The sequence below is a fragment of the Mesorhizobium sp. AA22 genome, assembly GCF_001672375.2.
Lineage (GTDB): Bacteria > Pseudomonadota > Alphaproteobacteria > Rhizobiales > Rhizobiaceae > Mesorhizobium > Mesorhizobium wenxiniae.
Genome location: NZ_CP048406.1, coordinates 3,612,775 through 3,638,428, shown reverse-complemented (window position 1 = coordinate 3,638,428; position 25,654 = coordinate 3,612,775). Strand labels below are relative to the sequence as shown.

At 62.6% G+C, this 25,654-nt stretch carries 22 protein-coding genes; 7 read left to right on the top strand and 15 right to left on the bottom strand.

Going from position 1 to position 25,654, the window contains the following annotated elements:
• Positions 1–9: 9 nt before the first annotated feature.
• Positions 10–558, top strand: a complete 549-nt coding sequence (locus A9K68_RS17550; protein ID WP_065009521.1) for a DUF924 family protein — start codon at positions 10–12, stop codon at positions 556–558.
• Between the two features lie 48 nt (positions 559–606).
• On the opposite strand, the gene folK is transcribed toward A9K68_RS17550, so the two are convergent.
• The 3 genes from folK to folP form a co-directional block, all read right to left on the bottom strand.
• Complete coding sequence (gene folK, locus A9K68_RS17545) at positions 607–1,119, bottom strand: 2-amino-4-hydroxy-6-hydroxymethyldihydropteridine diphosphokinase (RefSeq protein WP_065009520.1); 513 nt, start codon at positions 1,117–1,119, stop codon at positions 607–609.
• Complete coding sequence (gene folB / locus A9K68_RS17540) at positions 1,103–1,462, bottom strand: dihydroneopterin aldolase (RefSeq protein WP_029352935.1); 360 nt, start codon at positions 1,460–1,462, stop codon at positions 1,103–1,105. Before folB ends, folK begins: the two co-directional genes overlap by 17 nt.
• A 115-nt stretch (positions 1,463–1,577) precedes the next feature.
• Positions 1,578–2,420: a dihydropteroate synthase gene (gene folP, locus A9K68_RS17535; protein ID WP_029352937.1), complete on the bottom strand. Its 843-nt coding sequence runs from the start codon at positions 2,418–2,420 to the stop codon at positions 1,578–1,580.
• Between the two features lie 87 nt (positions 2,421–2,507).
• Between folP and A9K68_RS17530 the strand changes: the two genes are divergently transcribed.
• Positions 2,508–3,122: a DUF922 domain-containing protein gene (locus A9K68_RS17530; protein ID WP_065009634.1), complete on the top strand. Its 615-nt coding sequence runs from the start codon at positions 2,508–2,510 to the stop codon at positions 3,120–3,122.
• Positions 3,123–3,169: 47 nt separating this feature from the next.
• Here A9K68_RS17530 and A9K68_RS17525 read toward each other — a convergent pair whose 3' ends face one another.
• The 3 genes from A9K68_RS17525 to A9K68_RS17515 all read right to left on the bottom strand — a co-directional run bounded on the left by A9K68_RS17525 (position 3,170) and on the right by A9K68_RS17515 (position 5,194).
• The gene (locus tag A9K68_RS17525) at positions 3,170–4,198 is read right to left on the bottom strand and encodes an NAD(P)/FAD-dependent oxidoreductase (RefSeq protein ID WP_065009633.1); all 1,029 of its coding nucleotides are present in this window, start codon (positions 4,196–4,198) and stop codon (positions 3,170–3,172) included.
• Positions 4,199–4,401: 203 nt separating this feature from the next.
• Complete coding sequence (locus A9K68_RS17520; RefSeq protein ID WP_006334837.1) at positions 4,402–4,722, bottom strand: 2Fe-2S iron-sulfur cluster-binding protein; 321 nt, start codon at positions 4,720–4,722, stop codon at positions 4,402–4,404.
• Positions 4,723–4,822: 100 nt separating this feature from the next.
• A complete protein-coding gene (locus tag A9K68_RS17515; protein WP_065009519.1) occupies positions 4,823–5,194 on the bottom strand; it encodes an Hpt domain-containing protein in 372 nt (123 codons plus the stop codon).
• Between the two features lie 271 nt (positions 5,195–5,465).
• On the opposite strand from A9K68_RS17515, the gene A9K68_RS17510 reads away from it, so the two are divergent.
• Positions 5,466–12,287, top strand: a complete 6,822-nt coding sequence (locus tag A9K68_RS17510; RefSeq protein ID WP_065009518.1) for a kinesin — start codon at positions 5,466–5,468, stop codon at positions 12,285–12,287.
• A gap of 76 nt (positions 12,288–12,363) precedes the next feature.
• Here the strand turns inward: A9K68_RS17510 and A9K68_RS17505 are convergent, their stop codons facing one another.
• The 5 genes from A9K68_RS17505 to A9K68_RS17485 all read right to left on the bottom strand — a co-directional run bounded on the left by A9K68_RS17505 (position 12,364) and on the right by A9K68_RS17485 (position 17,039).
• Positions 12,364–12,807, bottom strand: a complete 444-nt coding sequence (locus tag A9K68_RS17505; RefSeq protein WP_065009517.1) for an SRPBCC family protein — start codon at positions 12,805–12,807, stop codon at positions 12,364–12,366.
• A 118-nt stretch (positions 12,808–12,925) separates the two neighbouring features.
• Entirely contained in the window at positions 12,926–13,594 is a 669-nt protein-coding gene (locus A9K68_RS17500) for an ABC-type transport auxiliary lipoprotein family protein (protein WP_203546848.1), read from the bottom strand.
• Positions 13,595–13,640: 46 nt separating this feature from the next.
• Positions 13,641–15,014, bottom strand: coding sequence for an MlaD family protein (locus A9K68_RS17495; protein ID WP_065009515.1), 1,374 nt, complete (start codon positions 15,012–15,014; stop codon positions 13,641–13,643).
• A gap of 14 nt (positions 15,015–15,028) precedes the next feature.
• Complete coding sequence (locus A9K68_RS17490; RefSeq protein ID WP_065009514.1) at positions 15,029–15,850, bottom strand: ABC transporter ATP-binding protein; 822 nt, start codon at positions 15,848–15,850, stop codon at positions 15,029–15,031.
• 1 nt (position 15,851) lies between these two features.
• Positions 15,852–17,039: an ABC transporter permease gene (locus A9K68_RS17485; RefSeq protein WP_065009513.1), complete on the bottom strand. Its 1,188-nt coding sequence runs from the start codon at positions 17,037–17,039 to the stop codon at positions 15,852–15,854.
• A 99-nt stretch (positions 17,040–17,138) separates the two neighbouring features.
• Between A9K68_RS17485 and dgcA the strand changes: the two genes are divergently transcribed.
• Complete coding sequence (dgcA, locus tag A9K68_RS17480) at positions 17,139–18,122, top strand: N-acetyl-D-Glu racemase DgcA (RefSeq protein WP_065009512.1); 984 nt, start codon at positions 17,139–17,141, stop codon at positions 18,120–18,122.
• On the opposite strand, the gene A9K68_RS17475 is transcribed toward dgcA, so the two are convergent.
• Positions 18,093–19,310, bottom strand: coding sequence for an MFS transporter (locus tag A9K68_RS17475; RefSeq protein WP_065009511.1), 1,218 nt, complete (start codon positions 19,308–19,310; stop codon positions 18,093–18,095). The two genes, dgcA and A9K68_RS17475, sit on opposite strands and share 30 nt — an antisense overlap.
• Positions 19,311–19,439: 129 nt before the next feature.
• A complete protein-coding gene (locus A9K68_RS17470; RefSeq protein ID WP_065009510.1) occupies positions 19,440–20,228 on the bottom strand; it encodes a UDP-2,3-diacylglucosamine diphosphatase in 789 nt (262 codons plus the stop codon).
• Between the two features lie 152 nt (positions 20,229–20,380).
• On the opposite strand from A9K68_RS17470, the gene A9K68_RS17465 reads away from it, so the two are divergent.
• Positions 20,381–21,160 carry an SDR family oxidoreductase gene (locus A9K68_RS17465; protein ID WP_065009509.1) on the top strand — a complete coding sequence of 260 codons (780 nt, stop codon included), beginning with the start codon at positions 20,381–20,383 and terminating at the stop codon, positions 21,158–21,160.
• A gap of 125 nt (positions 21,161–21,285) precedes the next feature.
• Here A9K68_RS17465 and A9K68_RS17460 read toward each other — a convergent pair whose 3' ends face one another.
• Positions 21,286–22,254: an MBL fold metallo-hydrolase gene (locus A9K68_RS17460; protein ID WP_065009508.1), complete on the bottom strand. Its 969-nt coding sequence runs from the start codon at positions 22,252–22,254 to the stop codon at positions 21,286–21,288.
• A gap of 139 nt (positions 22,255–22,393) precedes the next feature.
• Between A9K68_RS17460 and A9K68_RS17455 the strand changes: the two genes are divergently transcribed.
• Positions 22,394–23,311: a LysR family transcriptional regulator gene (locus A9K68_RS17455; RefSeq protein ID WP_065009507.1), complete on the top strand. Its 918-nt coding sequence runs from the start codon at positions 22,394–22,396 to the stop codon at positions 23,309–23,311.
• A 213-nt stretch (positions 23,312–23,524) separates the two neighbouring features.
• Here the strand turns inward: A9K68_RS17455 and A9K68_RS17450 are convergent, their stop codons facing one another.
• A complete protein-coding gene (locus A9K68_RS17450; protein WP_065009632.1) occupies positions 23,525–24,598 on the bottom strand; it encodes an alpha/beta fold hydrolase in 1,074 nt (357 codons plus the stop codon).
• A 147-nt stretch (positions 24,599–24,745) separates the two neighbouring features.
• On the opposite strand from A9K68_RS17450, the gene A9K68_RS17445 reads away from it, so the two are divergent.
• Positions 24,746–25,579 (top strand): LysR family transcriptional regulator, encoded by an 834-nt coding sequence (locus A9K68_RS17445; protein WP_246811177.1) that lies wholly within the window; start codon positions 24,746–24,748, stop codon positions 25,577–25,579.
• Positions 25,580–25,654: the final 75 nt, after the last annotated feature.

Genomic DNA, 25,654 nt, shown 5'->3' with positions numbered 1-25,654 from the left:
AGCAAACAGATGACCGAGCTGGACGAACGTGCGCTCTCCGTCACCAGATTCTGGCGTGACGCCGGGAAAGATGCGTGGTTCGAAAAGAATGACGCCTTCGACGCGGAGTTCCGCAACCGGTTTCTCGACCTGCACTACGCTGCCGCACGGCGTGAATGCGATGACTGGTCGGAGCATGCCGAAGGCTCACTGGCACTGATGATCCTGCTCGACCAGTTCCCGCGAAACTGCTTTCGCGGCACCGGCCATATGTATGCAACCGACCCGCTGGCGAGGCATTTTGCGCAAAAGGCGACCGCCGCCGGCCAGGATCTGGCGATCGACGAAGACCTGCGCGCCTTCCTCTATTTGCCGTATGAGCATTCGGAGCATCTCGCCGACCAGCTCAAATCGTTGGACCTTTTTACCGCCAAAGCCCAATCCTATCTGAAATATGCGGTCGAGCACCTGGAGATCATTCAGCGCTTCGGCCGCTTTCCGCATCGAAACAGGATGCTTGGCCGCGAGACGACGCCTGAGGAACAGGTGTTCCTCGACGGGGGCGGATTTTCCGGCTGAGCTCAGTGCATCGGGGCCAAAACTTGTTAGAGGTTTTGGTCCGATGCTTTAGGTCAGCCACCAATCCCGGCCAGACGGCAGTCGCTCGATGCCGGCGCTGTCGAGCGCGGCAAGCTGCTCCGCCACGCTTCTGCCGTCGACGGTGAGGTCAGGCGCGATCTCGGCCAGCGGCGCCAGAACGAAAGCGCGCTCCAGCATGCGCGGATGCGGCACTTCCAGCCCGGATTCATGGATAATCCGATCGCCGAACACCAAAATGTCGATGTCGATCAGCCGTGGACCCCAGCGCTCCTCGCGCACCCGCTTCAGTCTGCGCTCGACGTCGAGACAGAGATCGAGCAATGCGTGTGGTGCGAGCACAGTCGAAATTTCGGCAGCCGCATTGAGAAAATCCGGCTGGTCGAGCTTGCCCCAAGGCGGCGTGCGGTAAAGCGAGGAGACGACAACGACGCGCGCGTTCTCGTCAGCGTCCAGCATACGCAGCGCAGCGCCCATCGACCTTGCCGGGTCGCCGAGATTGCCGCCAAGGCTGAGGTAAACCGTGTTATTCTGGCCAGACAACGGTCACCTCGACATGATCGAGCACACCGGGCACTGGCGCATTCGGCTTGCGCACGGTGATCTCGGCCTTTTTGATCTGAGGAAACCGAGCCGTCAGCGCCCGGGCCACCTCCAGCGCCAGCGCTTCTATCAGAAAACGCCTCTCGCCGGTTATGATCTTTTCGATCACTCCGAAGGCGACACCATAGTGGACGGTATCCTCGATGGAATCATCGACCAGCGCGCGGCCGGGTTCGACGGAGAGCGCAGCGTCGACATAGAAACGCTGGCCGAGCGTCTCCTCCTCATCCAGCACGCCGTGCCGGGCGAAGAAGGCGCAGTTCTTCATGCGGATGACATACATCGCTCAGCGTCCCGCTCGATTAGAGCGACGTGCATCCACTTGGACGCACAAAATACGCTCTAACGCTTTCAATCTACGCATCCTGCTTTCCGAAAATCGATTTTGATTTTCGAGCCTATGCGGTGGTTTCACGGGCCAGCATAGCATCCGCAAGCGCCAGCGCATCCACGTTGATTGCGACATCGTGGACGCGAAAAAGCTGCGCGCCCTTGAGTCTCAGGATAACGCTCGTCGCCGCTGTTCCGGCCCCCCTGGCCGAGGCGTCGCGGCCGGTGACGACGCCGATGAAGCGCTTTCGCGATGTACCCGCCATCAGCGGAAAGCCCAAGGCATCAAGTTCGGAAAACCGTGCCATCAGGTCGAGATTTTCCTCCGCTGTTTCCTTGGCGAAGCCAAAGCCCGGATCGAGCACGATTTGGTCGTCGGCAACGCCGCTTTGCCGGGCGATTTCCAGTGACTTCCTAAGGAAGGAAAACTGATCCTCGATAACGTCGGGCAGTTTTTGCCTGTCACGTCCGGTGTGCATGATGACCAGCCCGGCGCCGGTCTCGGCAGCGACCCGCGCGACGCCCGGTTCGCGCTGCAGGCCCCAGACATCGTTGACGATATGGGCGCCGGCGGCGACGGCAAGCCGAGCGGTGTCCTCGCGATAGCTGTCGACCGAAATCAGCGCCTTGCCAAGCCTGGCGAGCGCCTCGATGACAGGCAGCACACGGGCCTGCTCCTCCTCGACGGCTACCGGAGATGCGCCGGGGCGTGTCGATTCTCCACCGACGTCAATGACGGAGGCCCCCTCTTCCACCATCCGGCGGGCCTGGGCCATCGCCTGTTCGGGCGCAACGAACAATCCCCCGTCGGAAAAACTGTCCGGAGTGACATTGAGGATACCGACGATCACCGCTTTGCCGCCGAGGTCGAGATGACGCCCATGCGCCAGTTGCCATCGCCGTGTCGTCATTGTCCATCAACCATGTGTGATCCGCCAAAGATCAATTCCGTTGCGCCGGCAGCGGCCGTAGCGCATGGTGGGCAAAGAGGCAACATAATGAAACGATCACTGCTTTGCGCCCTGATGCTCGCTTTTTCTGCCTTGCCGGCGGGCACGGCGAGTTTGGTAAAGACATATAGCTACTTTAGCATCGGCGGCAGGACGCTCGATGATATCGGAACCCAGCTTACGAAACTTGGGCCCCAGGTAAAAAGTACAGGGATGCGGCATCCAGGCGCCACGCAGATGGCGTTCACCACCCGCATCAGCTATGCAGAAAAATCGAATTCCTGCGCGATTGCTGACGCCAACGTCACTCTCAAAGTCAAGGTGATCCTTCCCGAGTGGCGCCGCTCGCGCAAGGCTGATGCGGGCGTAAGGCTGTTTTGGGATACATTGTCCGCCGACATCAAGCGCCATGAGGATCGCCATGTCGAGATCGCCAAGAACCATGCCCGCGAGCTCGAGGATGCGCTGAAGGCGACCTATCCGCAGAAGACTTGCCAGCAGGCCAAGGCCAAGGCCGCGGAAATCGCCGCCGCTATTCTTGCCAAGCACGACCGGGCCCAGATGCAATTCGATCGCGTCGAGACAATCAATTTCGAAAGCCGCATCCTGCGGCTGCTGCGCTATCGCATGGAGCGCATCGAGAACGGCCGGCTGCCGGGTTAGCTCAGGCCAGATGGTAAGGTCGATTTTCGTGGAGTAAGAGTGGGGCGTCAGCCGGCGACGCCAAGCTTCTTCTGCAGACTGGTCGACGAGGTCGTATACTGGAACACGATGCGCTCGCCGGGGCTGACGATGCGCTTGGCCGCTTGCGCCATCAGGGCGACCTCATGGAAGCCCGACAGGATCAGCTTCAGCTTGCCGGGGTACCAGTTGATGTCGCCGACGGCGAAGATGCCCGGTACCGATGTCTGGAATTTCTCGGTGTCGACCGGGATCAAGTTCTCGTGAAGATTGAGCCCCCACTCGGCGATCGGTCCTAGCTTCATGGTCAGGCCGAAGAACGGCAGCATCCGCGTGCACGGCACCTCGATATCGCCGCTGGGGCCTTTGATGGTCGCGGAGGAAAGCTGGCCGTCGGCGCCGGACAATCCCGCCACCTGCCCTACCTGGAAATCCAGTTCCTTCATTTCCTGCATGGCGTACATCTTGTTGACGCTGTCGGGCGCCGCGCGAAACTCCGGCCGCCGGTGGACTAGCGTCACGCTCTTGGCCACCGGCTGCAGGTTCAGCGTCCAGTCGAGCGCCGAATCGCCGCCGCCGACGATAATGAGGTCGTGGCCGCGAAATTCCTCCATCCGGCGAACCGAGTAGAAGACGCTCTTGCCCTCATAAATCTCGATGTGCGGGATCGGCGGCCGCTTCGGCTGGAATGAGCCGCCGCCGGCGGCGATAACCACAACCTTGGCTTCAAAAACCTCGTTCTCGTCAGTGAGGACGCGAAAGCTGCCGTCCTCGAGCTTTTCGAGGCTCGAGACCATGCGGTTGAAGGTGAAGTCGGGCTTGAACGGCGCGATCTGCTCAAGCAGCCTGTCGACCAGGCCCTGCGCCGAAATCGATGGCCAGCCGGGAATGTCGTAGATCGGCTTTTCCGGATAGAGTTCGGCGCATTGCCCGCCAGGGCGATCGAGTATGTCGATGAGATGGCATTTCATGTCGAAGAGGCCGAGCTCGAACACGGCGAACAGGCCGACCGGCCCTGAACCGACAATCAATACGTCCGTCTTGGTGATATCGGTCATGAATGCGCCTTCAATCCGCACGACCGCGAAAATCGAAATCGATTTTCGCTGGAGATCATGCGCCAAATCACGGTGCTATAGCGTCCTTTGCGTGTCCAAGAGGATGCGCGGCGCTATAGAGAACGGCGAGACACTGCATGACCATTGGCCCGCTGCCAAGCCGGGACCCGAAAAATCGGCTACAACGCTTCAGCCTTCACGCTTCAGCCCTGGCGGGCGGGCACGCGCACAACTAGGCCGTCGAGAGCGTCGCGCACCTTGATCTGACAGGAGAGCCGTGAGTTCGGCTGGACATCGTAGGCGAAGTCCAGCATGTCCTCTTCCATCGCTTCCGGCTCACCGACTTCCGCCGTCCATGCCTCGTCGACATAGACGTGGCAGGTCGCGCAGGCGCAGGCGCCACCGCACTCGGCCTCGATCCCCGGCACGGCGTTGCGGATCGCGTTCTCCATGACGGTCGAGCCGTTTTCGGCATCCACGTCAAAATGTGTGCCGTCATGGGCGATGAAGGTCAGCTTGGTCATTTGTCACCTGAAGGGAGTTCCAGCCGAGATAATCACTCCAGCAGACAAGTCAACTGCCGCGCGAAAGCGGCGCTCTATGCCGTTTTTTTCGGAAATCGGTTTAACGGCTGATGGCGGCGACGAAATCGCGGACTTCTTCGATCAGGGCGCCAAGCCGCTTGAGGGTATTGGTATCTTCAGGTTGAAGTTCGATCGCGCTGGCGCAATCGGCAATAGCGAAGGCGCCGACGCCGCGCGCCGAACCTTTCAGCCCGTGCGCAAGAAGCAGTCTTTGCCCCACATCGGCGTCGACGATCCTGTCGCGAACGGACAGCGCCTGCTGCACGAACAGCGCCAGCACCTCCTGTTCGAGGTTGCGGTCGCCCATCGTCTGACGCGCCAGATGCGCCAAGTCCACCGGCCGCGACCCGGCCGCCGTTCCCGATACGTCGCCGCCGGGCATTGAGAAGGCAATGCCGTTTTCGCCACGCATGATTCTGCAACTCCGTTCATCCAGCCGCAAAAACTAGGCCCATCCTGTGGATGACGGGTTAATGATTGGCCCGGAAAAATGTTGCGATAACGGCGCCGGAGTCACAGTTATGTTAACCTTATATTTAAAGTTTTACGTATCGCGCCGAATGCATGTTTTCTTTACCCCGGTGTGTCATTACGATACGACAGGTCCATTTTCAGCCTCTTGCGTGGGACACGACAAGCAGAATCAATAAGTCCCGCGGCAGCTTGTACAGGGTAGCGAAGGCATGGCGAAGAAAACAACGACGAGAACGCTCGACAACGACGTAGCCAGGGAACTCGAAAAAGCACTTGAAATCGATCTGAGCGGCGATGCCGGCGGCGACCTCGACATCGCAGCGTCGATGGAAGATCTGGAAGCGCAGATATCGCAGGCTGCCGACGAGTTGGCACGCGAAGGCCGTAACCAGAATGCCGAGCCTGTCGCCAGCCAGAGCGAGAATGCCGAGCCCGTCGCCAGCCAGAGCCAGAAGGCGGAGCCTGCCGCCAACCAGGACCAAAAAGCCCAGGACCAGAAAACAATACCCGCGGCAAAGGCTGAACTGCGCCCTGTGGAAACGCGCAATGGCACGCAGCCGGCCGGCTTCACGCCGGCCAATGACCCTCGTCAAAAAGATTACAAAACGCTGCTGCATACCCTCAATCGGCGTGCCTCGAACACGATCTACTGGGTCGTGGCGCTCGTTTCGCTTGCCTGGATCGCGGGCGCCGGTGCATTGGCCAACTTGCTGTTTGGGCCAGGCATCTGGCAAATCCGCACGCCCGGCCAGTTTTTCGCCCGTCCCGAACTGATCGGCCTGGCGATCGCTGCGATCCTGCCCGTGCTGCTGTTTTGGGCGTTTGCAGCCATGATTCGCCGCGCGCAGGAGATGCGCATCGCGGCTCAGTCGATGACGGAAGTGGCCTTCCGCCTGACCGAGCCGGAAAACATTGCCCAGGATCGCGTCATGATGATCGGGCAAGCCGTCCGCCGCGAGGTGGCGGCCATGGGTGAAGGCATTGAGCGCACTCTTGCGCGTGCCGTCGAGCTCGAAACCCTGGTCCACAGCGAGGTGAACCAGATCGAACGCTCCTACTCGGAGAATGAATCCCGCATCCGCTCGCTTGTCGACGGGCTGGGCAGCGAGCGCGAAGCGGTGGTCACCCACGCCGAACGCGTGCGCGCCTCGATCACCGGCGCGCATGAGACGCTGAAGGACGAAATCGGGGCGGCCAGCGACATCATTCGCGACAGCATTCTCAACGCCTCGACCAACCTGTCGATGACCATAACCAATTCCGGCGACACCCTGATCGACAGGATCAACCAAAGCTCGTTGTCGATCTTCGATTCGGTGGAAGGCCGGCTCGAATCGATCACGGACCGGCTGTCGACCTCCGGCGAAGCCTTCGCCAGCCTTCTCGATACGCGCATCGCCAAGCTGACGGACACGACCGACGGCCTCACCCGGTCGCTGACCGACCTGCTCGACGATCGGACCTCCGGCATGGTGTCGTTGCTCGGCGGCGCCGCGCGTACGCTCAACTCCGAATTTGAAGCCAGCCTTGACGGCATCGAGCGGACGCTGGCCGAACGCGGCCAGGCGCTGATTAGTGAATTTCAGACCCGCGCCGAAGCGCTGGATACCGGCACCCAGAAGCTCAACGCCGCGCTCGAGGCTCGCGCACGCCAGATCAACGAGACGCTGGTCGAGCGCGCGCGCGAAATCGCCCATACCTTCCAGGAGAGCAAGGAGACGCTGTCGGCGATGATCGATCAGGGCAAGACCCAGATCGGCGCCGACATGGCCGACATTGTTTCGTCGACTTCGTCCATGCTTGAAGCACGCGCAGGCGATTTCGCAGGGCGCATGGAAGCGGCCCGTCATGTGGTGTCGCGCTCCTTCGACGCCGACATCCAGCGGCTTTCCGATGCCCGCGTCGGCATCGAAGAAGCCGTCGAGAACCACAGCCGCAAGCTTTCCGAAAGCCGCGAACGCATGGCGGCGGCAATGCAGGCCGATCTTGCGAAATTCGCCGAAAGCCGCGCCGGCATCGACGCGGCTGTCACCGACCAGGTGCAGAAGCTCGCCGAAGGCCGCAACCTGATCTCGCGCGCCCTCGAAGAGGATCTGCGCAAGGTCAACGAGTCAAGCGCCGCCATCGATGCTTCGCTCGGCAGCCATCTCGAAAGGCTCGAAGAGGGCCGCAACAGGCTTTCCCAAGCCTTGAACGAAGACTCCGGAAAACTTGTACAAGCCCGTACGATCATTGACGAAATGGTTGCCGGCCATGTTGGCAAGCTCGCCGAAGGCCGCAGCATTCTTTCACGCGCCCTCGAGGCCGATCTCGGCAAGCTGGCCGACAGTCGCGCCAGCATCGACGGCCTGGTCGCCGGTCAGGTCGAGAAGATCGCCGAAGGTCGCGCCATACTTGCCAAGGCGTTGGAAACCGACATTGTCGGCATCAAGGATCTCATCCAGAGCCATTCCGCCAAACTGGCGGAGGACCGCAGCCTGCTTTCGCGCTCGCTCGAAAACGACCTGTCCGGTATCCGAGGCCTGATCGAGGACCATTCGGGCAGGCTCGCCGACGATCGCAGCCTGCTTTCGCAAACGCTCGAGGCAGACCTCGCCAAATTGGCGGAAAGCCGGTCGAGCATCGACGGGCTGGTCGCCGGTCAGGTCGAGAAGCTGGCCGAAGGCCGCGACATCCTTAAGCGCGCGCTGGAGTCCGACCTCAACACGATCAAGGACGTCATATCAGGCCAGTCCGAAAAGCTGGCGGAAGACCGTGGTCAGCTTTCGAAGGCGTTGGAAACGGACCTGCACAGCGTGAATGGCCTTATCTCCGATCACATGAACAGGCTCGCCGAGGACCGTTCCGTCCTGTCGAAGGCACTCGAAGACGACCTCGCCAAACTGGCTGAAAGCCGGTCGAGCATCGATGGTCTGGTTACCGGCCAGGTCGAGAAGCTGGCCGAAGGCCGCGACATTCTCAAGCGCGCGCTGGAGTCCGATCTCAACACGATCAAGGACGTCATAGCAGGCCAGTCCGAAAAGCTGGCGGAAGACCGTGGCCAGCTCTCGAAGGCGTTGGAAATCGACCTGCAGAGCGTGAACGGGCTTATCTCTGATCACATGAACAGGCTCGCCGAGGACCGTTCAATCCTGTCGAAGGCACTCGAAGACGACCTCGCCAAGCTGGCCGAAAGCCGGTCGAGTATCGATGGTCTGGTCACCGGCCAGGTCGAGAAGCTGGCCGAGGGCCGCGACATTCTCAAACGCGCGCTGGAATCCGATCTCAACACGATCAAGAGCGTTATCGCAGACCAGTCCGAAAAGCTGGCGGAAGACCGCTCGACCCTGTCCAAGGCGCTCGAAGACGACCTCGCCAAGCTGGCGGAAAGCCGGTCGAGCATCGACGGGCTGGTTGCCGGCCAAGTCGAAAAGCTGGCCGAAGGCCGCGACATTCTCAGACGTGCGCTGGAAGCAGACCTCAATACCATCAAGGGTGTCGTCGCCGACCAGTCGCAGCAGCTGACCGACAATCGCGCTCAGTTTGCGCAGGCGCTGGAAGCCGATCTCGGCAGCGTCAACGGTCTTGTAAACAGCCATGCCGAGAAACTCCTCCAGGAGCGCTCGACCCTGTCCAAGGCACTCGAAGACGACCTCGCCAAACTGGCGGAAAGCCGGTCAAGCATCGACGGGCTGGTTGCCGGCCAGGTCGAGAAGCTGGCCGAAGGCCGCGACATTCTCAGACGCGCCTTGGAAGCAGACCTCAATACCATCAAGGGTGTCGTCGCCGACCAGTCGCAGCAGCTGACCGACAATCGTGCAGAGTTTGCTCGGGCGCTGGAGGCCGATCTCGGCAGCGTCAACGGTCTCGTAAACACCCACGCCGAGAAGCTCATCCAGGACCGCTCGATCCTGTCCAAGGCGCTTGAAGACGACCTCGCCAAACTGGCGGAAAGCCGATCGAGCATCGATGGGCTGGTTGCCGGCCAGGTCGAGAAACTGGCCGAAGGCCGCGATATCCTTAGACGTGCGCTGGAAGCAGACCTGCAGAAAATTGCGGCGAGCCGCGGCGAGGTGGACGACATCATCGCCGGGCATGTCGGCAAGCTGGCCGAAGGCCGCGACGCGCTGACCCGTGCGCTGGAGGACGATCTCTCCAAGCTCGCCGATACGCGCAAGGAAGTCGACCGTTCCCTGTCCGGCCATATCGACCAGATCGCCGCCAGAAGCACCGACATTTCGGACGCCATTGCCGCTGACGTCGAAAAGATCGAGCAGGCGTTCAGCCGTCAGACGGGCATCATCGAGGAGCGCGCCGGAACCATGGAGCGCGCGCTGTCGACCGGTGTCGACAACGTCCGCAGCGTGCTCGAAAAGAGCGCCGTCTTCGTCGCGGGAGCGTTGCGTGAAAAGGTAATGGAAGTCACCAGCGCGCTGCATGAGCAGGCCGGCGCGGCGTTCAGCGACGCCGACCGCAAGATCGCCGAGCGTGCCGAGCAGACCTCGGCCGCCTTGCTCGCCAGGGCGGAGGATATCGCCCGCACCTTCGAAGATGCGGACCGCCGCCTCGCCGCACGTGCCGAAGACACGTCGACTGCGCTCATTGCCCGCGCCGAGGATACATCGAGCGCAATCATGGCCCGGGTCGACGACACATCGAACTCCTTGCTGACGCGCGCCCAAGAGACGGCCGACCAACTGGCCGCTCGTGCCAGCGAGATCGCCGGTACATTCGATGCGGCGGACCAGAAGCTGGTTGCCCGCGCGGTCGAAACGGCGCAGTCGCTGGCGGCACGCGCCGGCGACATCCTGCGGAATTTCGAAGGCGCCGACGAACGGCTCGGCGTGCGCATCGGCGAATCGGCCGAAGCGCTCGCAGCGCGAGCATCGGACCTTGGCCGCATTTTCGATGCCGCCGACCAACAGCTGATCTCGCGCATCGCCGAAGGATCGGAGGCGCTGTCGGCCCGTGCGTCGGAGATCGGCCGTATCTTCGACGAGGCGGATCACCGTCTGGTATCCCGCATCGCCGACAGCACGTCGACGATCGGAGAACATGCCGACAACATCGTCGGGGCCTTCGCCAGCACCGAGCAGCGAGTTGCCGAACGTGCGCGGCAGACCGGTGAGGAACTTGCCGTCCACGCCCGTGAAATCGAGCAGGCGCTCGCCGGCGCCGACGAGCGCCTGGCATCCAGCGCGGCGGCTGCGGCGGCCCGCGTCGAGGAGCAGGTTGCCGGCGTCGAAAACCGTCTCGTCTACACCACCGAAACGATAGGCCAGAAACTCAACGAACAGGTTTCGACCGCTGAGGCGCAACTTATTTCGCGCGCCAACGCGATCGCCGAAACCTTCACTGCGGTCGGCCAACATATCGGCCAGAGCACCAACGACGCGGCGAAGACCATCGGCACCAACACCCGCGAGCTCAACACCATGCTTGCGGCACGTTCGGCCGAGATCTCGAAAATCCTCGACGAAACGGCACGGCCGCTGGTCGAGCGCTTCGCCCAGGGCGGCTCGGAACTGCAAAAGAGCATGGAAGAGGTGACCGAACGCGCCACCGAGAAGCTCCGCAGTGAAAACGCCACCCTCGTCAATGCGCTCGCCAGCCGCACGGCCGAAACATTGTCGGCCGTTGAAGGCGCGCGCTCGACGCTCGCCGACAGTGTCGCCGATCTCATCGGCCGTATGAGCACCTCTAGCTCGCAGCTCGGTCAGTTGATCGAGCAGGCGGCGGCAAATCTCGGCCAGGTCGACGAACGCCTGACCGGCAGCACGCAAAGCTTTGCAGCGACCACAGAAAAAGCCGCGCAGACCTTCGCCAGTTCGGCACGCCTGGTCGATTCGAACACGACACGGCTTACCGAGCTGTCATCCGCGACCTTGCGCGAGGTTGCCTCGATCGCCACCAAGTTCGACGAGCACAGCCGATTGCTGTCCAGTGCTTCGGATCTGTTGAGCTCGGCCCAGAGCAACCTCGAACACACGTTGGAAAGGCAGTCGTCGCTGGAGGATCTCGCCGTCGGCCTGGTCAAGAAGTCGGAGGATCTCGAAAAGGTCATGCGCTCGTTCGAGGATCTGGTCGGCCAGACGTTGCAGAACGCCGAAGGCAAGACGCTGGAGTCGGCGGACAAGATCCGGACCGCCATCTCCGACGTCGTCGATTCGGCAACGAAGCGCTTCGCCGACGCGACCGAGGAGATGCGGCGCACCGCCGGCTCGATCAAGGGCGAGCTCGACCTCACCCGCGCCGAGCTCAAGAAGGGCGTCATCGAGATGCCGGAAGAGGCAAAGGAATCGACCACCGCCATCCGCCGCGCCGTTTCCGAGCAGATCAACGCGCTGAAGGAACTATCTGAAATCGTCGCGAAATCGGGCCGCAACACCGACTCCTCGGAGCCGCGCAACCTGCGTCCGGCACCCCAGGCGCCTGCGGCGCGCGGCGCTGAGCCGCAGCGCCGTCCTCCGGGCCCGCAACCGGAGCCTCTTGGCCCGCAGGCGCCATCGGGTGACACCGCACTGCGCGGCACGCTCGACCTGGAACGCCCGGCTGAGACGGCGCCGCGCCAGCGGGACCCCAATGGCCGTACGCCGCAGGGCGGCTGGGTGCGCGATCTTTTGACCGGGGCATCGCGCGAAGAGGGCGCCAAGCCCGCGGCACCTTCGGAAGCGCCACGCTCGGCCCCTGCCCAGCGCTCGCCGCTTCACGTCGTGGAGTCGCTCAACTCGCTTTCCGTCGACATCGCCCGCGCCATCGATCACGACGCCTCGATCGAGCTGTGGGACCGCTACCGGCGCGGCGAGCGTGACGTGTTCACGCGGCGTCTCTACACGTTGAAGGGTCAGCAGACTTTCGACGAGATCCGTCGCAAATATCAGATGGAGGCGGAGTTCCGCGCCGCCGTCGACCGTTACTGCGACGATTTCGAAAAACTGCTCAAGGACGTGTCGCGCAACGACCGCGACAACATGATGGCGCAGACCTACCTCACGTCGGACACCGGCAAGGTCTATACGATGCTTGCGCACGCCAGCGGCCGCCTGCATTGATCAGGCGATAGGGACCGAAAAGGCGGGAAAATTTCCCGCCTTTTTCATGCCGTCCCCGCGTCCTCGGGATGATGCTCTATTGATTGATCTCCGGTTCGACGAGCCTTGCCAGGTTTCGCAGCGACTCCTGCCAACCAAGATAACAAGCCTCAGCTGGAATGACGTCCGGAACACCTGCCTGCGTGATATCCAGTTCCGTACCGACTGATACTTTCTTCAATATCACCGTCACCTGCATCTCGCCGGGCAAGTCAGGATCGTCGAACTTGTCCGTATAGCGCAGCCGTTCGCCCGGAACGAGCTCGATATATTCGCCGCCAAACGAGTGGCTTTTGTCCGTTGTGAAGTTGCGGAACGACATTTTGAATGTGCCGCCGACTTTGGGTTCCAGATGATAAACCGTGCAGGTAAAGCCGTTGGGCGGTAGCCATTTCGCGAGCGCGTCCGCCTCAACGAATGCGCGATAGACTTTTTCTGGGCTGGTTGCCAGGACGCGGTGCAGGCGTACGGTACTGGGCATATCATTTATCCTTGTGAGTGGAGTGTCGATCCACCCAAGGACGAACCGGTCTTGACCAATCCGACACAAGTTCTGAGGTTTTTTGATCCTACGCTGCGCCCGGCGGCCCCTGGCTGTGTCAGATCACCGAATCGGTCCAGCGGACGATGTCCTTGGCTGCATCGCCGAACGCATTGTCGAGCGCGCTGACATAGGCCTGGTTGCCGCTGCCCGAGACGGGCGCGGTCGCGGTAAAGCTCTTCGAGGCGCGCACCTCGCCATTGCGGTCGTTCAGTATCCGCACGAACAGCTCGACTTCGGCATGTTCGCCGCCGTCGACCCTGACTTCGAAGGAACGGACCTCGACGATGACCTGGTAGTCGATCGCCAGCCCCTCGCCCGGCTTGCCGACACCGGCGAAGCTGCCCGAGCGCTGGAATGTCTCGGCCAGCCGCGCCTGCACGATCAGCGGCAGCCGATCGGCCCATTGAGCGCCCTTGAGGTACTGGATCGAGCGCACGGACGGCTTGATGACGATGTTCTGGCTGTCCAGCGCCTTGAGCGCGGAGGGTTGGGCAATGAGGATCTGGCGGCGGCTGCGGCCGCGCGCATCGAGCGGCGGCGCCGACAATTCGAATGTGTCCAGAGGCGCCGGCCCGCCGCCCGGCAAAAACGCGCAACTGGCTAGCGAAAGCGTAAGCAATGCCACACCCGCTTTAAGCCCGCCCGATTTGACCCCGCCCAATTTAAGCACGACCGACTTCACACGCGATCCCCGTTGTCCCCGAATCGTATGAGCAACCCGCATCCGTAGCGCACTTGCCCGCTGTTCTTGGGGCGGGCGAAGGCCGAAGTCAACGCCGCACCCTGCCGTCGAATTGCCGAACCTCGCCTTCGCCGCCTGACAGGATACGCTGCGGATTTCGGCTGAGATCCGTCACCGCCTCTTCGATGCGGCTGATCGAACGGCGGCTGTCCTGGACCAGCGCTTCGACGTTCTGCAGGCCCTGACCGGAGAATCGGGCCAGATTGTCGGTGATGGTGCCGAGGCGGGCGTTCAGGGTGTCGGCGACCTGCTTGAACGATCTCAGCGTATTCCTGGCATCGGCCATCATGCCGTCGGCCTGACCTGAGCCGAGCAACGTATCGACCTTGGCGAGGATGCCGTCGACGCGCACCGAAGCGTCGTTGAGACGCTCCGCGAGCTGCTGCGCGTCCTTGATGGTCTGGTCGATATCGTCGGCCCGGTTGGCGAATTTGCTGGTCACCTTGGCGATGTCGGCGGCAGCCTCGTTGGCGTTTTCGCTGGCCTTCTGGATGTTGGCCAGCGCGGTGCGAACCTGTGCCGGGTCGATGCCGTCGAGAACGCCGTCGACTTTGGCCAGCGTGCCTTGCGTCCTTTGAGCGAAATCGTTGATCGACCCTACCGCCGTGTCGACATTCCTGACGACCCTGTCGAACTGCTTGCTGGTTTCCTTCAGGTTCGTGGTCACCGTGTCGACGTTGGCGACGATGCTCTTGATCTGGTCCTTGTCGACGGCATTGAGCAGTCCTTCCGCCGCCTTCAGCGTGCCGTCGAGCTTGCCCGAGACACCCCTCAACTCGTCCGAAAGCGAACTGACGCTGGCGAGGAATTTGTCGATGCCGTCGGAGTTCTTGGCCAGCGCGTCGGAGAAGGTCTGCACATTGTTGACGGTCTGCGTCAGCGGCCCGCGAACGTCCCTGGTGAAGCCTTCGAGCTGGGTGAGAACCGTATCGGCGCGGGTGAAGATGTTCTGCGCCGTCTGCAAGAGATTGGTAACCGCCGACGGATTGGCGACGATCTCGGCGACACGGCCTTCCTTTTCCGCCAGATCGAGGAGGTTGGGCTCCTTGGGATCGGCGCCCTTGAGTTCGATATTGGCCTGACCGGTGAGGCCGGCGAGGCCGATGTCGGCCTGCGTCGATTTGGTGATCGGCGTCATGCGGTCTATTTCGGCGTCGGCTATGGCGGCGGTCGGATTGTCGACGTCGATATAGACGCGCCTGACATCCCCAACCCTGACGCCGTTGAACAGCACGAAGCTGCCGCGGCCGAGGCCCGAAGCCGATCCCGGAATGCGCACCCGCAGCATCGCCGTCTCACCTCTGTCGCCGATCGCGGCCGTCCAATAGACGAACGCGAACGCTGCCAGGATCGCGGCTAGCGTGAAAATGCCGACAATGACGTAGTTGGCTCTGGTTTCCATTTATCCACTTATGGCTACGCGCGGGCCGCAAGATCAAGTTGCCGCGCACGTTTTCCGCGAAAATAGGATTTCACCCAGGGTTCCTCGCTTCTGAGCATGTCGTCGATCGTGCCTTCGACCAGCACTTTCTTCTTGCCGAGCACGGCCACCCGATCACAAGCGGTGAACAGCGTGTCGAGATCGTGCGTGACCATGTACACGGTCAGATCCATGGTATCGCGCAGCTTGACGACCAGTTCGTCGAATTCAGCCGCACTGATCGGATCGAGGCCGGAGGTCGGCTCGTCCAGGAACACGATGTCGGGGTCGAGCGCCAGTGCGCGCGCCAGCGCCGCGCGCTTGATCATGCCGCCGGAAAGCTCGGACGGAAATTTCTGCGCCGCATCCGGCGGCAACCCGACCAGTTCGACCTTGAGCATCGCCAGCTCGTCCATCAGCTTTCTGGGCAGGTCGAGATATTCGCGCATCGGCACCTGCACGTTTTCGAGAACCGTGAGCGCCGAAAACAGCGCGCCGTGCTGGAAGAGGACGCCAAGGCGCATGTCGATGCGAAGGCGCTCCCTCTCGCTCGCCTTTTCGACATCGACGCCGAACAGCTTGATCGTTCCCGACTGCTTGTGGACCAGGCCGAGGATGGTGCGCAGGAGAACCGACTTGCCGGCACCGGAGGCGCCGACAAAGCCGAGGATCTCGCCGCGCCTGATATCGAGCGACAATCTGTCGAGAATGACCTTGTCGCCGAAGGACACGGTGATGTCGTGCGCGGAAAGCACGATCTCGTCTTCGTCGGCCCCTTCCGCAACCCCAGTCGCCTTTGTGCTGCCCTGCGTCGCCATGTCAGAACTCGATCGCCGCGTAGAACATGGCGAAAAGCCCATCGAGGATGATGACCACGAAGATCGACTTCACCACCGAAGCGGTGACGTGTTGTCCCAGCGATTCGGCGCTGCCGCCAACCTTCATGCCTTCGACCGAGGCAATCGTGCCGATGATCATGGCCATGAACGGCGCCTTGATCAGCCCGGCAAAGATGGTGCTGAGATCGATGGCGACACGCAGCCGGTCAATGAACGCCGCCGGTGCGATGTCGGAGTAGAGCCATGCGGCCAGGATGCCGCCGCCGAGTGCGGCGAAATTGGCGATGATCGTCAGGCAAGGCAGTGCGATCACCAGCGCGACCAGCCGCGGAAACACCAGCACGCCGATTGGATTGAGCCCGATGACCTTCAGCGCGTCGACCTCCTCGCGCATTTTCATCGAGCCGATTTCAGCCGTAATGGCGCTGCCCGAACGGCCGGCGATCATGATCGCGGTCATCAGCACGCCGAGTTCGCGCAGGATCAGCACGCCGACCAGATCGACGACGAAGATATCGGCGCCGAAATAGCTGAGCTGGTAGGCGCCTTGCTGGGCGACGATCGCGCCGACGATGGCCGACATCAGCACTACCACTGGGATGGCGCCGACGCCCATGCGATCGATCTGGTTGAAGATCGCCGCCGGATTGACCGCATGGCCGCGGCCGAGCTTCATCTGCGAGCCGCGTATCGTGGCGCCCAATATGTTCATCGCGGCCAGGAAATCGTCGCGCATTTCATAGACACGCCGGCCAACCGCCTCTAGCGCGCGAATGATGATGTTGGGCGGCTTTGTGCCGCCGGAATCGGGTTCGCGCCGGACCGCGTCGCCAACGGCGCCGAGCAGGATCGAGGCAATCTCGCTTTGCCCTTGCAGCCTGATCTCGACGCCTTTCTTTTCGAAGGCGCTGACCAGGCGGTCGATCAGCCAGGCTCCGGCGGTATCCATCTTCTCGATATGCGAAAGGTCGAGCGCCAGCGTCTGGAAACCGCTGCGCTTCTCGATCTTGCGCATCTCGGCGTCGACCAGCGTCACGGTGCGCGTCGTCCAGTTTCCGGAGAAGGCGCAGCCCAGAACGCCACCCTCCTCACCGACCGCGACGCGCGGCTGGTGGTCGGCCTCCTTGGCGGTCTTGCCGCTTGCGTGGCGTTTGCGGATGGTAAACATGGCGTCCTGTTAGCCTGACGGGCCAATCTGTTTAACCTGACGGAACCCACCTGTCGATTTGCCGACAAGCTCGTTGTCGGTCAGCCGGAGCAGAAAAATATGGCGCGTGTCATTTCGGTCGAGGCCGAGCGCTTTCCCATTGCCGGGACCTTCACCATTTCGCGCGGTTCGAAAACCGAAGCCGAGGTTATCACAGTGACGATCCACGAGGACGGCCAGAGCGGGCGCGGCGAATGCGTCCCCTACAAGCGCTATGGCGAAACGATGGACGGTGTGCGCGATGCGATCGAGGCGATGCGCGGCGAGATCGCTGGCGGCATCAGCCGGGCCGCGCTGCTCGATGCCATGCGCGCCGGAGCCGCCCGCAATGCCATCGACTGCGCGCTATGGGACCTGGAGGCGAAGATCACAGGCAAGCCGGTCGCATTCAGCATCTGCACGGCTCCGCCGAGCGCGCTTGAGACGGCCTACACGCTTTCGCTCGGTGAGCCCGAAGCGATGGCAGCCCAGGCCCGCGCCAACGCCCAGCGCCCGCTGCTCAAGGTCAAGATCGGCGGTGACAACGATATGGCCCGTATTCGCGCGGTTAGGGAGGCGGCACCGGCGAGCCGCATCATCCTTGACGCTAATGAGGGCTGGAGCGACGACAACATCGTTGCAAATCTCGCCTTTGCCGCCGAATACGGCATCGCCCTGATTGAACAGCCGCTGCCGGCGGGCCGTGACGGCATCCTTCGCCAAATCGCGCATCCCGTGCCGATCTGCGCCGATGAAAGCGTGCATGAGGCAGAGGGCCTTGCCTCGCTTGTCGGCCTTTACGATGCCGTCAACATCAAGCTCGACAAGTCGGGCGGCTTGACCGCTGCCCTCATCCTTCGCGATCGCGCCCGCGTACTGGGTTTTGACGTCATGGTTGGCTGCATGGTTGGCACGTCATTGGCCATGGCGCCGGCCGTGCTCTTGGCGCAGGATGCCGATTTCGTCGATCTCGACGGGCCGCTCCTGCTGGCCCGCGACCGTGTTCCCGGTCTCGTCTACCGGGGTTCGCTGGTGTCACCGCCCGATACGGCGCTGTGGGGCTGAACGCGCCGCAAGCCCGATCAACGCAAGGCCGATAAGGGCGATCGGGATCATGGCAAAAAAGCCGTCCACGCCGAAGCGGTCATAAAGCGGGCCGGACAAGAGCGTCACCACGGCCGTGAAAAAGCCGTTGGAGAAATAGGCGATGCCTAGCGCGGCCCCGGTGCGCTCCTCCGCGATCGTCTCACCGATCATTTTCTGCAGGCCGATCAGCACCAGCGCCACGGAGACCGCATGCAGCGTCTGGACTGCGAAAAATCCGGCGACGCCAAGGCCGAGCGGCCAGATCATGGGGAAGGCAATCCAGCGCACGATCGCGCCTATCCCGGCCATCGCCATGATCGACACGACCGAGAAGGAGCCGAAAACCCGGGTGAAGACCATGAACATGCCGATCTCGGCCACCACACCCCAACCCCAAAGCAGCCCGACCACCTGATCGCCGATGCCGATCGATTTCCAGTAGATCGACACGAAGCCGTAGAGAAACGCGTGGCTGGCGGTGATGACGCCGACGCCGATGGAGAAATACAGGAAATAGGCGTTGAGGAGTTTTGGCGCCGATTGCTGGATGTCGGCCGCCGAAAGCAGCGAGGCACGGCGCGGACGGCCGAGTCGCGGCGCGATCAATCCGACGACAAGTGCGGCGCCAAACGCCACGAAGATGATCATCGGAACAGCCTGGGCGCCGGTCGCCGACAGGATGAAACCGCCCGTAAGATTTGCGCACAGATAGGAGATCGATCCCCATTTGCGCATGCTTGCGTAGCTGGAGCCGAAGCGGCGCACTCCCGACAGTGCCAGCGAATCGGCAATCGGCGAATGCGGTGTCCAGACCACAGCGAGCGCCAGCGAAACAGCGAGCACCATGGCGTAGCTCGGCGTCAGAAAATAACCGGCGGACAGCGCTACAGATGCGGCCATCAGTGCGACATAAACATGGGCGCGGTCGCTCGCCCTGTCGGCCAGTGCTGTAAGCAATGGCGTCGTCACCACGCGCAGGAACATTGGTGCTGCGAGAATGACCGCTATCTGCTCGGCATCGAAACCCTCTGCCTGCAACCACAGCGGGAAGTACGGCAAATGTATTCCGAGCGGCACGAAAAGCGTGAAGAAAATCAGGCCCATCCGCAGTTCGAAATGACGCGGCTTGACGAGCTGTTCGGGTGAAAGCGGCGGCAGGGAGGACATCAACAGGCAATCCGTCGGCGCAGCGTTCAGCCGAGTCGGTCTGCAGCGCACGCCAATTCCATAACATGCTGAAAAAGTCCGCGGAACCGCTTGGACTAATCGATTAAAGCGAGGTGAGGTCGGGTTTGCTCAGGCAGCCTGGACTGCCCTGCCCTTGATGTCGATCGGCACGAGCACTTCGTTGCCGACCGGAGCCTCCGGCAGGACGTGCGCCCAGTGCAGGATCTCCATCCGGCCGTCGAAATGCTCGACCACCGCGGTGCAGCTCTCCACCCAATCGCCGGTGTTGATGTATTGCACGTCCTCATAATTTTCGATCGCGGCATGGTGAATGTGACCACAGATCACGCCGTCGACATGCGAGCGGCGCGCTTCCTCGGTCAGCATGGTCTGGAACGAGCCGATGAAATTCACCGCCTTTTTGACGTTGACCTTGGCCCAGGACGAAAACGACCAATAAGGCAGGCCAAGCAGTTGGCGAAGCCGCGTCACCACGCGGTTGACGAGCATGGCCGCGTCGTAGGCATAGTCGCCAAGATAGGCCAGCCAGCGCGCATTGTGGACGACAGTGTCGAACTGGTCGCCATGGATAACAAGAAGATGTTTGCCGTCGGCGGTCTCGTGAATGGCGCGGTCGGCGACGACGATGCCGCCGAAATGCACGCCTTGGAACTGGCGCGCGAACTCGTCGTGATTGCCGGCGATGTAGGTGATGCTGGCGCCCTTGCGCGCCTTACGTAGCAACTTCTGGACGACGTCGTTGTGGCTCTGCGGCCAGTGCCAGCTCCGTCTCAGCCGCCAGCCGTCGACGATGTCGCCGACGAGATAGATGATATCGGCGTCGTGATGGCGCAGGAAATCGATCAGGAACTCGGCCTTCGCCGCCTTCGATCCGAGATGGACGTCGGAGATGAACATGCTGCGGAAAGTGCGGGGCTCTGCGCCAGGCATTGGATTCTCACCGTTGCTCTCGTGCAGCCTATGCCCCGATTCATGCAACAACCGTATGACGGTTGCGATTGGTCCAGCCTCAAGAGTAGGTTGCCGCGCCAATCAAAGGAGAAATCGCCATGGATCTCGGTATTCGCGGAAAAAAGGCCATCGTCTGCGCTTCGAGCAAAGGACTTGGGCGCGGTTGCGCCATGGCGCTGGCCGAGGCCGGTTGCGATCTGGTCGTCAACGGGCGCAATGCCGACCAGCTGGCGAAGACCGCCGCCGAACTGCGGGAAAGATTTGGCGTCGAGGTCACCGAAATCGTCGGCGACGTGTCGAAGCCCGAGGTGCAGAAGGCGCTGCTTGCCGCCTGTCCCGATCCCGATATCCTCGTCAACAACAATGGCGGACCGCCGCTTCGCGATTTCCGCGAACTCGACCGCGAAAAAATCCTCGAAGGCGTCACCCAGAACATGGTGACCCCGGTCGAACTGGTTCAGGCTGTGATCGACGGCATGGCCGAACGCGGCTTCGGCCGCATCGTCAACATCACCTCGCTGTCGGTCTATGTTCCCATTCCCGGCCTCGATCTGTCGTCCGGCGCGCGCGCAGGCCTGACTTCGTTCCTGGCCGGCGTCGCGCGGACGGTGATCGACCGCAATGTGACGATCAACAACATGCTGCCGGGCAAGATCGACACCGATCGGCTGCGCCCCCCGCATGAAGCCGGCACCCCCGAAGATCCAGCTGCTGCCGCCGCACGCAAGACCCAGGCAGCAGCCAACGTTCCGGCCAAGCGGCTCGGCACGCCGGAGGAATTCGGCCAGATCTGCGCCTTCCTGTGCTCAGTTCATGCCGGCTACCTGACCGGGCAGAACATACCGGTCGACGGCGGCGCCTATGTCAGCGCGTTCTAGTACCGAACGCTTGGTACCCGCTGGGAACGCCGGGAGACGATCGTGACGGCTCTGAAGCAGGCCTTGCAGGTGGCCGTCGTCATGGAGCAGCTGAGCTATGATGGCCCCTTCCCGCGCTGGCCGCCCTACAGTGCATAGGGCCATTCTTCCGGCACGAAGCGATAGGCGTCGCCATCGCGCGCCACATGGCCGATGCCGGGGAACGGCAAATGCATGCCGGCGATCAGCATCCGGTCAGCAGCGACCCGGTCGAGCGTCCGCTTGCGCGTTTCGGCAGCCAGCTTGGAATCAACATCGAAGGCGATGCTCCAGTCCGGGCGCGCGAACTGGTAGGTAGCCATATGCACGACATCGCCCCAGATGAACAGCGCCTCGCCGTCCGATTCCACGATGAAGCCGGCATGGCCCGGCGTGTGGCCGGGCAGCGGCACGGTGCGGATCGCGCCGACCGCCTCGCCCTCGCCAGCCACCTGCCGCACGCGGTTCGCATAGGCGGCGGCGGCCTGGCGGGCGCCGATGAAGAACGGCCTTGCCCCATCCGGCGCCCGGTTCATGTTCGCGTCGTCATGCCAGAAGGCGTAATCGGCGGCGGTGACGATGAGCTCGGCATTGGGAAACAGCGCCTGGCCGGCGGGAGTCAGAACGCCGTTGATATGGTCGGGATGCATGTGGGTAATCAGCAACGTGTCGATCTGGTCCGGAGAAACGCCCGCCGCCTCGATAGCGGCCGGAAGTCGGCCGAGTGACGGGCCCATGCTGTCCGACGTACCGGCGTCGACGAGCACCAGACGGTCGCCCAGATTGATGAGATAGGCATTGACCGGTGCGCGGTGCGGTCCGGGCTTCTGGAAGCTGGCCTCAGCCAGCCGCTCCGCATCGGCCTCAGCGAGCCCGATGACCAGCTCGGAACCAATGTCGATATAGCCGTCCAGTAGCGCCGTAACCTGGACCGATCCCACGTTGCGGCGCAGCGCGCCAAGCGTTGCGGCGTCGACCAGCGGCGCGCGGGCCAAGGCCGGAACGGAGACATTGGCTAGGAGAGTGCCGCCGGTTAGGCCGGCACCGGCGAGAAAATGACGGCGGGAAAGCGGCATTGCATCGTCTCCAGTTTGGGGATCCAGAGCTCCAGGCGGAGCAAGGCGGATCTACGTCATAGGCTCAGCTTTTTGAACTTGCCGATTGATTATATGTCTCATTACTCTTGTTTATTAATCACGACGGAGAGTTGCCATCATGGACCGCCTGACCGAGCTGACCAGCTTCGTACGCGCCTGCGATACCGCCAGATTCTCGGCGGCAGCGCGCGAGTTGGGCTTGAGCCAGCCGGCCGTCAGCCAGCAGATCCGCGCACTGGAAAAGCGTCTAGGCGTCCGGCTCTTTGACCGTACGACCCGCCATGTTTCGCCAACGGAAGCCGGCCGGCGTTATCTGGAGCGCGCCCGCGACATCATTGAGCGCATCGAGGAGGCGGACAGAAGCGTCGGCTGCCTCGAATCGAAGATGTGCGGACGTCTCGCCGTCGGCGCGCCGGCCAGCTTCGGCGCCGGCGTGCTTGGCAGCTATCTGATCGAGTTCAAGCGCGCCTATCCGGAACTGTTGCTCGACGTGGCGCTGACCGACAGTTTCGTCGATGTGATCGCAGAGGGGCTCGACGTGGCGATCCGTATGGGGACTATCGATGACAACCGGCTGATCGTGCGCAAGCTCGGCGTGATCGGGCGCTGCCTCGCGGCGACGCCAGAGTATCTCGACCGCCGGGGCCGGCCGCGGCGCCCGGAAGATCTCGCCGAACATGATTATCTGCTTTACGCCCACATCAGGAAGCGCGATGTCGTGCCGCTCACCGGCCCGGGCGGCGAAAAGGCCGAGGTGCGAATCCGGCCGGCCATGCGCTCTGACAATTCGCTGCTCAATCATCAGGCGTTGCTGTCCGGCGTCGGCATCGGCCTCGGGCACAGGGTGATACTCGATCCGCTCATCGCCGAAGGCTTGCTCGAACATGTGCTGCCGGACTGGCACTATGCGCCGCACCATGTGCATGCGGTCTATCCATCGAACCGCTTCATTCCGTTGAAGGTCAGGCGGTTCGTTGCCGGCTTCGCCGACCACCTCGCCGCGATGGGTGCGCTCATCGATGACAAAAAAGCATGAACATCCAAGGAAACGGCGCCGGCCTAGCGAAGTCTGACGTTTGTATGCGCCGGGAAATGGCGGAGGCGGGAGAGTCGAGATGTGGCGCGGCGGAGATAGGCGTAGCCCCGCAACCGCGGTCAGTAGCTGTCGGGTGGACGGTAGCCGCAAAGCGGTCCACCTGACACCGTTGCGGCTGCTGCTCCCGCAGGACACATGAACTACCCTTCATGGTCATTCCTCCTGCCGATCGAGAAACCGCTCCACAGCGTCGAGGAACACACCGCGCCCTGCGGCCTCGCGATCGAGATGCACGAAGTGCGTGGCGTCCGGGATGTCTAGACGTTCCGCTTTTGGTGCTTCGTCCACGATTGTCTTCGCGTCCTCCGGCCGGCTCCAAAAATCCCGTCCGGAGCGGATGACGAGCACTGGCATGGTGAGTGCCGCCGCCGACCATTGCCGGCGACCGAAGGCGAGTTCGAAGCTGTCGGCCATGGCGCCGCTTGGGGACCGGAGACTCGGCGGCTGGCGCGTCGGCGCCGTCTCGTCGGAGGCGAGTGCTGCATCACCATAGGCCGCAGCGACCGCGGGATCGCGCCACTGGGCCTTGTCCGCGACCGGGATGCTGTCGTCCCAGGCAGTGAATAGGCTCTGACGTGTATTCATCCGATAACCGCCGAACGTATGGACATTGAATGTCCCGGGCCGGTCGGGATTTTCGAGCGGCGAGCCGGTGCCAAGAGTGGAGTGCTGGTCTGAGCCTCCATGCAGGGAGTTGTAGAGGATGAGCCGGTCAACCGTCTGCGGAAACCGGCTGGCGTAGGCGCCGGCCCAATGTCCGCCGGTGGCCCAGCCGACGAGGCTGACCCTCGAAACGTCGCTCCATTCCGCGATAGCGTCGACCGCTGCGGAAATATCCGCCACGACGTCTTCGGTACGCATCAGGGGAGCGGACTTGTCCGGCGGCCTGTTCATGGCCGCAGGGCGGCTCGATGCGCCGTAGCCGCGAACATCCAGGACATAGACAAGGTGCCCGTCCGCCGCGAGGTCGGCGGCAAGCGACCCACCCGCAACAGGCAGATCGAAGGACGCAACGCCGGGCACGCGTGCGCCATGGACGAGGAGGACGGCGGAGTTGGCTTCGGACGCTGCGCCAGGACGGCGCACCTCCCGGACGAAGAGGCGCTCGCCCGTCCGAAGTTCGACGAACCTGTCGGCCCGGACGAGATCCGGCTCTCCTGCCGGTGCTGGAGCGGCGATCATAGCGGCTGCTGTGAGCACGAGGGGAAAGGCGGTAAAATGGGACATCATGACGTCTCCGGTCGCAATTGCGTTCCGCAAAGACTGCCAGCTATTCGATATCTTATCGATGACGCGTTTGAGGGTTTTTGATATCGTCAAGATATGGAACTTCGGCACTTGCGACATTTCCTCGCTGTTGCGGAGGATCTGCATATGGGTCGTGCCGCACTGCGGCTGGCCATGGCGCAGCCTCCGCTTAGTCAATCGATCGGGCGTTTGGAGAAGGAGCTCGGCGTCAAGCTGTTCGAGCGGGCCAACCGCCGCCTGACCTTGACGCGCGCCGGCTCGGCCTTCGTGGAAGAGGCTCGAGCATCCATACGGCACGCCGATTCGGCGCTTCATGTCGCCCGCGCAGCGCATGACGGCGAAGCTGGCGAGATCAGGATCGGCTTCGTGTCGGCGGCCCTTTACGAGCATCTGCCGCACCTCCTGTCCCGGCTTCGCGAGAAGTATCCGGACATCCATCCAAAGCTCATCGAGGTGTCCACCAATGAGCAGATTGCGGCGTTGTCGCGCAGTGAGATCGACATCGGTTTCGTGCATCCACCGCTCGGGACCGACGAACGTCTCGACGTCCATGACTATCCTGCTGAAGATCTTGTTGCCGTTCTGCCTGACGATCGGCAGACGCACGGGGTGACGCTGGCGGACATCGCCCGCCACGGGCTCATCATGTTTCCGGCTGCACAAGGCCCGGCGCTCCATGCCCGCATCGTAGACACATTCACCAAGACTGGCCTCGACGTGCGGATCGTCCAGGAGGCGACGCGGGCACTGACCATGCTTTCGCTCGTGTCCACAGGCTTGGGTGCGGCCCTGCTGCCACGATCGACACAGCGCCTTGTATTTCAGGGCGTCCGGTATGCAGCGATCGCCGACGCATCGCTGCCCGCGTGGCCACTTGCGGTGATCGCGAAACGGCGGCCACGGCCGGCCATCGTCGATAGCGTCTGGAAACTGCTTGATGGTCGGCCAGACGTGACTTGACCGCCGGCGATCGGACGTACCAGGTCGCGCAATGCGCTCCCATGACATCAGCCCGGCAGCGACATGGCAGGTGAG

What these genes read in the sequence shown, in the direction of transcription:
- A9K68_RS17550 (WP_065009521.1), top strand. Translation starts at nt 10, where the DNA reads ATGACCGAGCTGGACGAACGTGCGCTCTCCGTCACCAGATTCTGGCGT.
- folB (WP_029352935.1), bottom strand. Translation starts at nt 1,462, where the DNA reads ATGTATGTCATCCGCATGAAGAACTGCGCCTTCTTCGCCCGGCACGGC.
- folP (WP_029352937.1), bottom strand. Translation starts at nt 2,420, where the DNA reads ATGACGACACGGCGATGGCAACTGGCGCATGGGCGTCATCTCGACCTC.
- A9K68_RS17530 (WP_065009634.1), top strand. Translation starts at nt 2,508, where the DNA reads ATGAAACGATCACTGCTTTGCGCCCTGATGCTCGCTTTTTCTGCCTTG.
- A9K68_RS17525 (WP_065009633.1), bottom strand. Translation starts at nt 4,198, where the DNA reads ATGACCGATATCACCAAGACGGACGTATTGATTGTCGGTTCAGGGCCG.
- A9K68_RS17520 (WP_006334837.1), bottom strand. Translation starts at nt 4,722, where the DNA reads ATGACCAAGCTGACCTTCATCGCCCATGACGGCACACATTTTGACGTG.
- A9K68_RS17515 (WP_065009519.1), bottom strand. Translation starts at nt 5,194, where the DNA reads ATGCGTGGCGAAAACGGCATTGCCTTCTCAATGCCCGGCGGCGACGTA.
- A9K68_RS17510 (WP_065009518.1), top strand. Translation starts at nt 5,466, where the DNA reads ATGGCGAAGAAAACAACGACGAGAACGCTCGACAACGACGTAGCCAGG.
- A9K68_RS17505 (WP_065009517.1), bottom strand. Translation starts at nt 12,807, where the DNA reads ATGCCCAGTACCGTACGCCTGCACCGCGTCCTGGCAACCAGCCCAGAA.
- A9K68_RS17500 (WP_203546848.1), bottom strand. Translation starts at nt 13,594, where the DNA reads ATGCGGGTTGCTCATACGATTCGGGGACAACGGGGATCGCGTGTGAAG.
- A9K68_RS17495 (WP_065009515.1), bottom strand. Translation starts at nt 15,014, where the DNA reads ATGGAAACCAGAGCCAACTACGTCATTGTCGGCATTTTCACGCTAGCC.
- A9K68_RS17490 (WP_065009514.1), bottom strand. Translation starts at nt 15,850, where the DNA reads ATGGCGACGCAGGGCAGCACAAAGGCGACTGGGGTTGCGGAAGGGGCC.
- A9K68_RS17485 (WP_065009513.1), bottom strand. Translation starts at nt 17,039, where the DNA reads ATGTTTACCATCCGCAAACGCCACGCAAGCGGCAAGACCGCCAAGGAG.
- dgcA (WP_065009512.1), top strand. Translation starts at nt 17,139, where the DNA reads ATGGCGCGTGTCATTTCGGTCGAGGCCGAGCGCTTTCCCATTGCCGGG.
- A9K68_RS17475 (WP_065009511.1), bottom strand. Translation starts at nt 19,310, where the DNA reads ATGTCCTCCCTGCCGCCGCTTTCACCCGAACAGCTCGTCAAGCCGCGT.
- A9K68_RS17470 (WP_065009510.1), bottom strand. Translation starts at nt 20,228, where the DNA reads ATGTTCATCTCCGACGTCCATCTCGGATCGAAGGCGGCGAAGGCCGAG.
- A9K68_RS17465 (WP_065009509.1), top strand. Translation starts at nt 20,381, where the DNA reads ATGGATCTCGGTATTCGCGGAAAAAAGGCCATCGTCTGCGCTTCGAGC.
- A9K68_RS17460 (WP_065009508.1), bottom strand. Translation starts at nt 22,254, where the DNA reads ATGCCGCTTTCCCGCCGTCATTTTCTCGCCGGTGCCGGCCTAACCGGC.
- A9K68_RS17455 (WP_065009507.1), top strand. Translation starts at nt 22,394, where the DNA reads ATGGACCGCCTGACCGAGCTGACCAGCTTCGTACGCGCCTGCGATACC.
- A9K68_RS17450 (WP_065009632.1), bottom strand. Translation starts at nt 24,598, where the DNA reads ATGTCCCATTTTACCGCCTTTCCCCTCGTGCTCACAGCAGCCGCTATG.
- A9K68_RS17445 (WP_246811177.1), top strand. Translation starts at nt 24,746, where the DNA reads ATGGGTCGTGCCGCACTGCGGCTGGCCATGGCGCAGCCTCCGCTTAGT.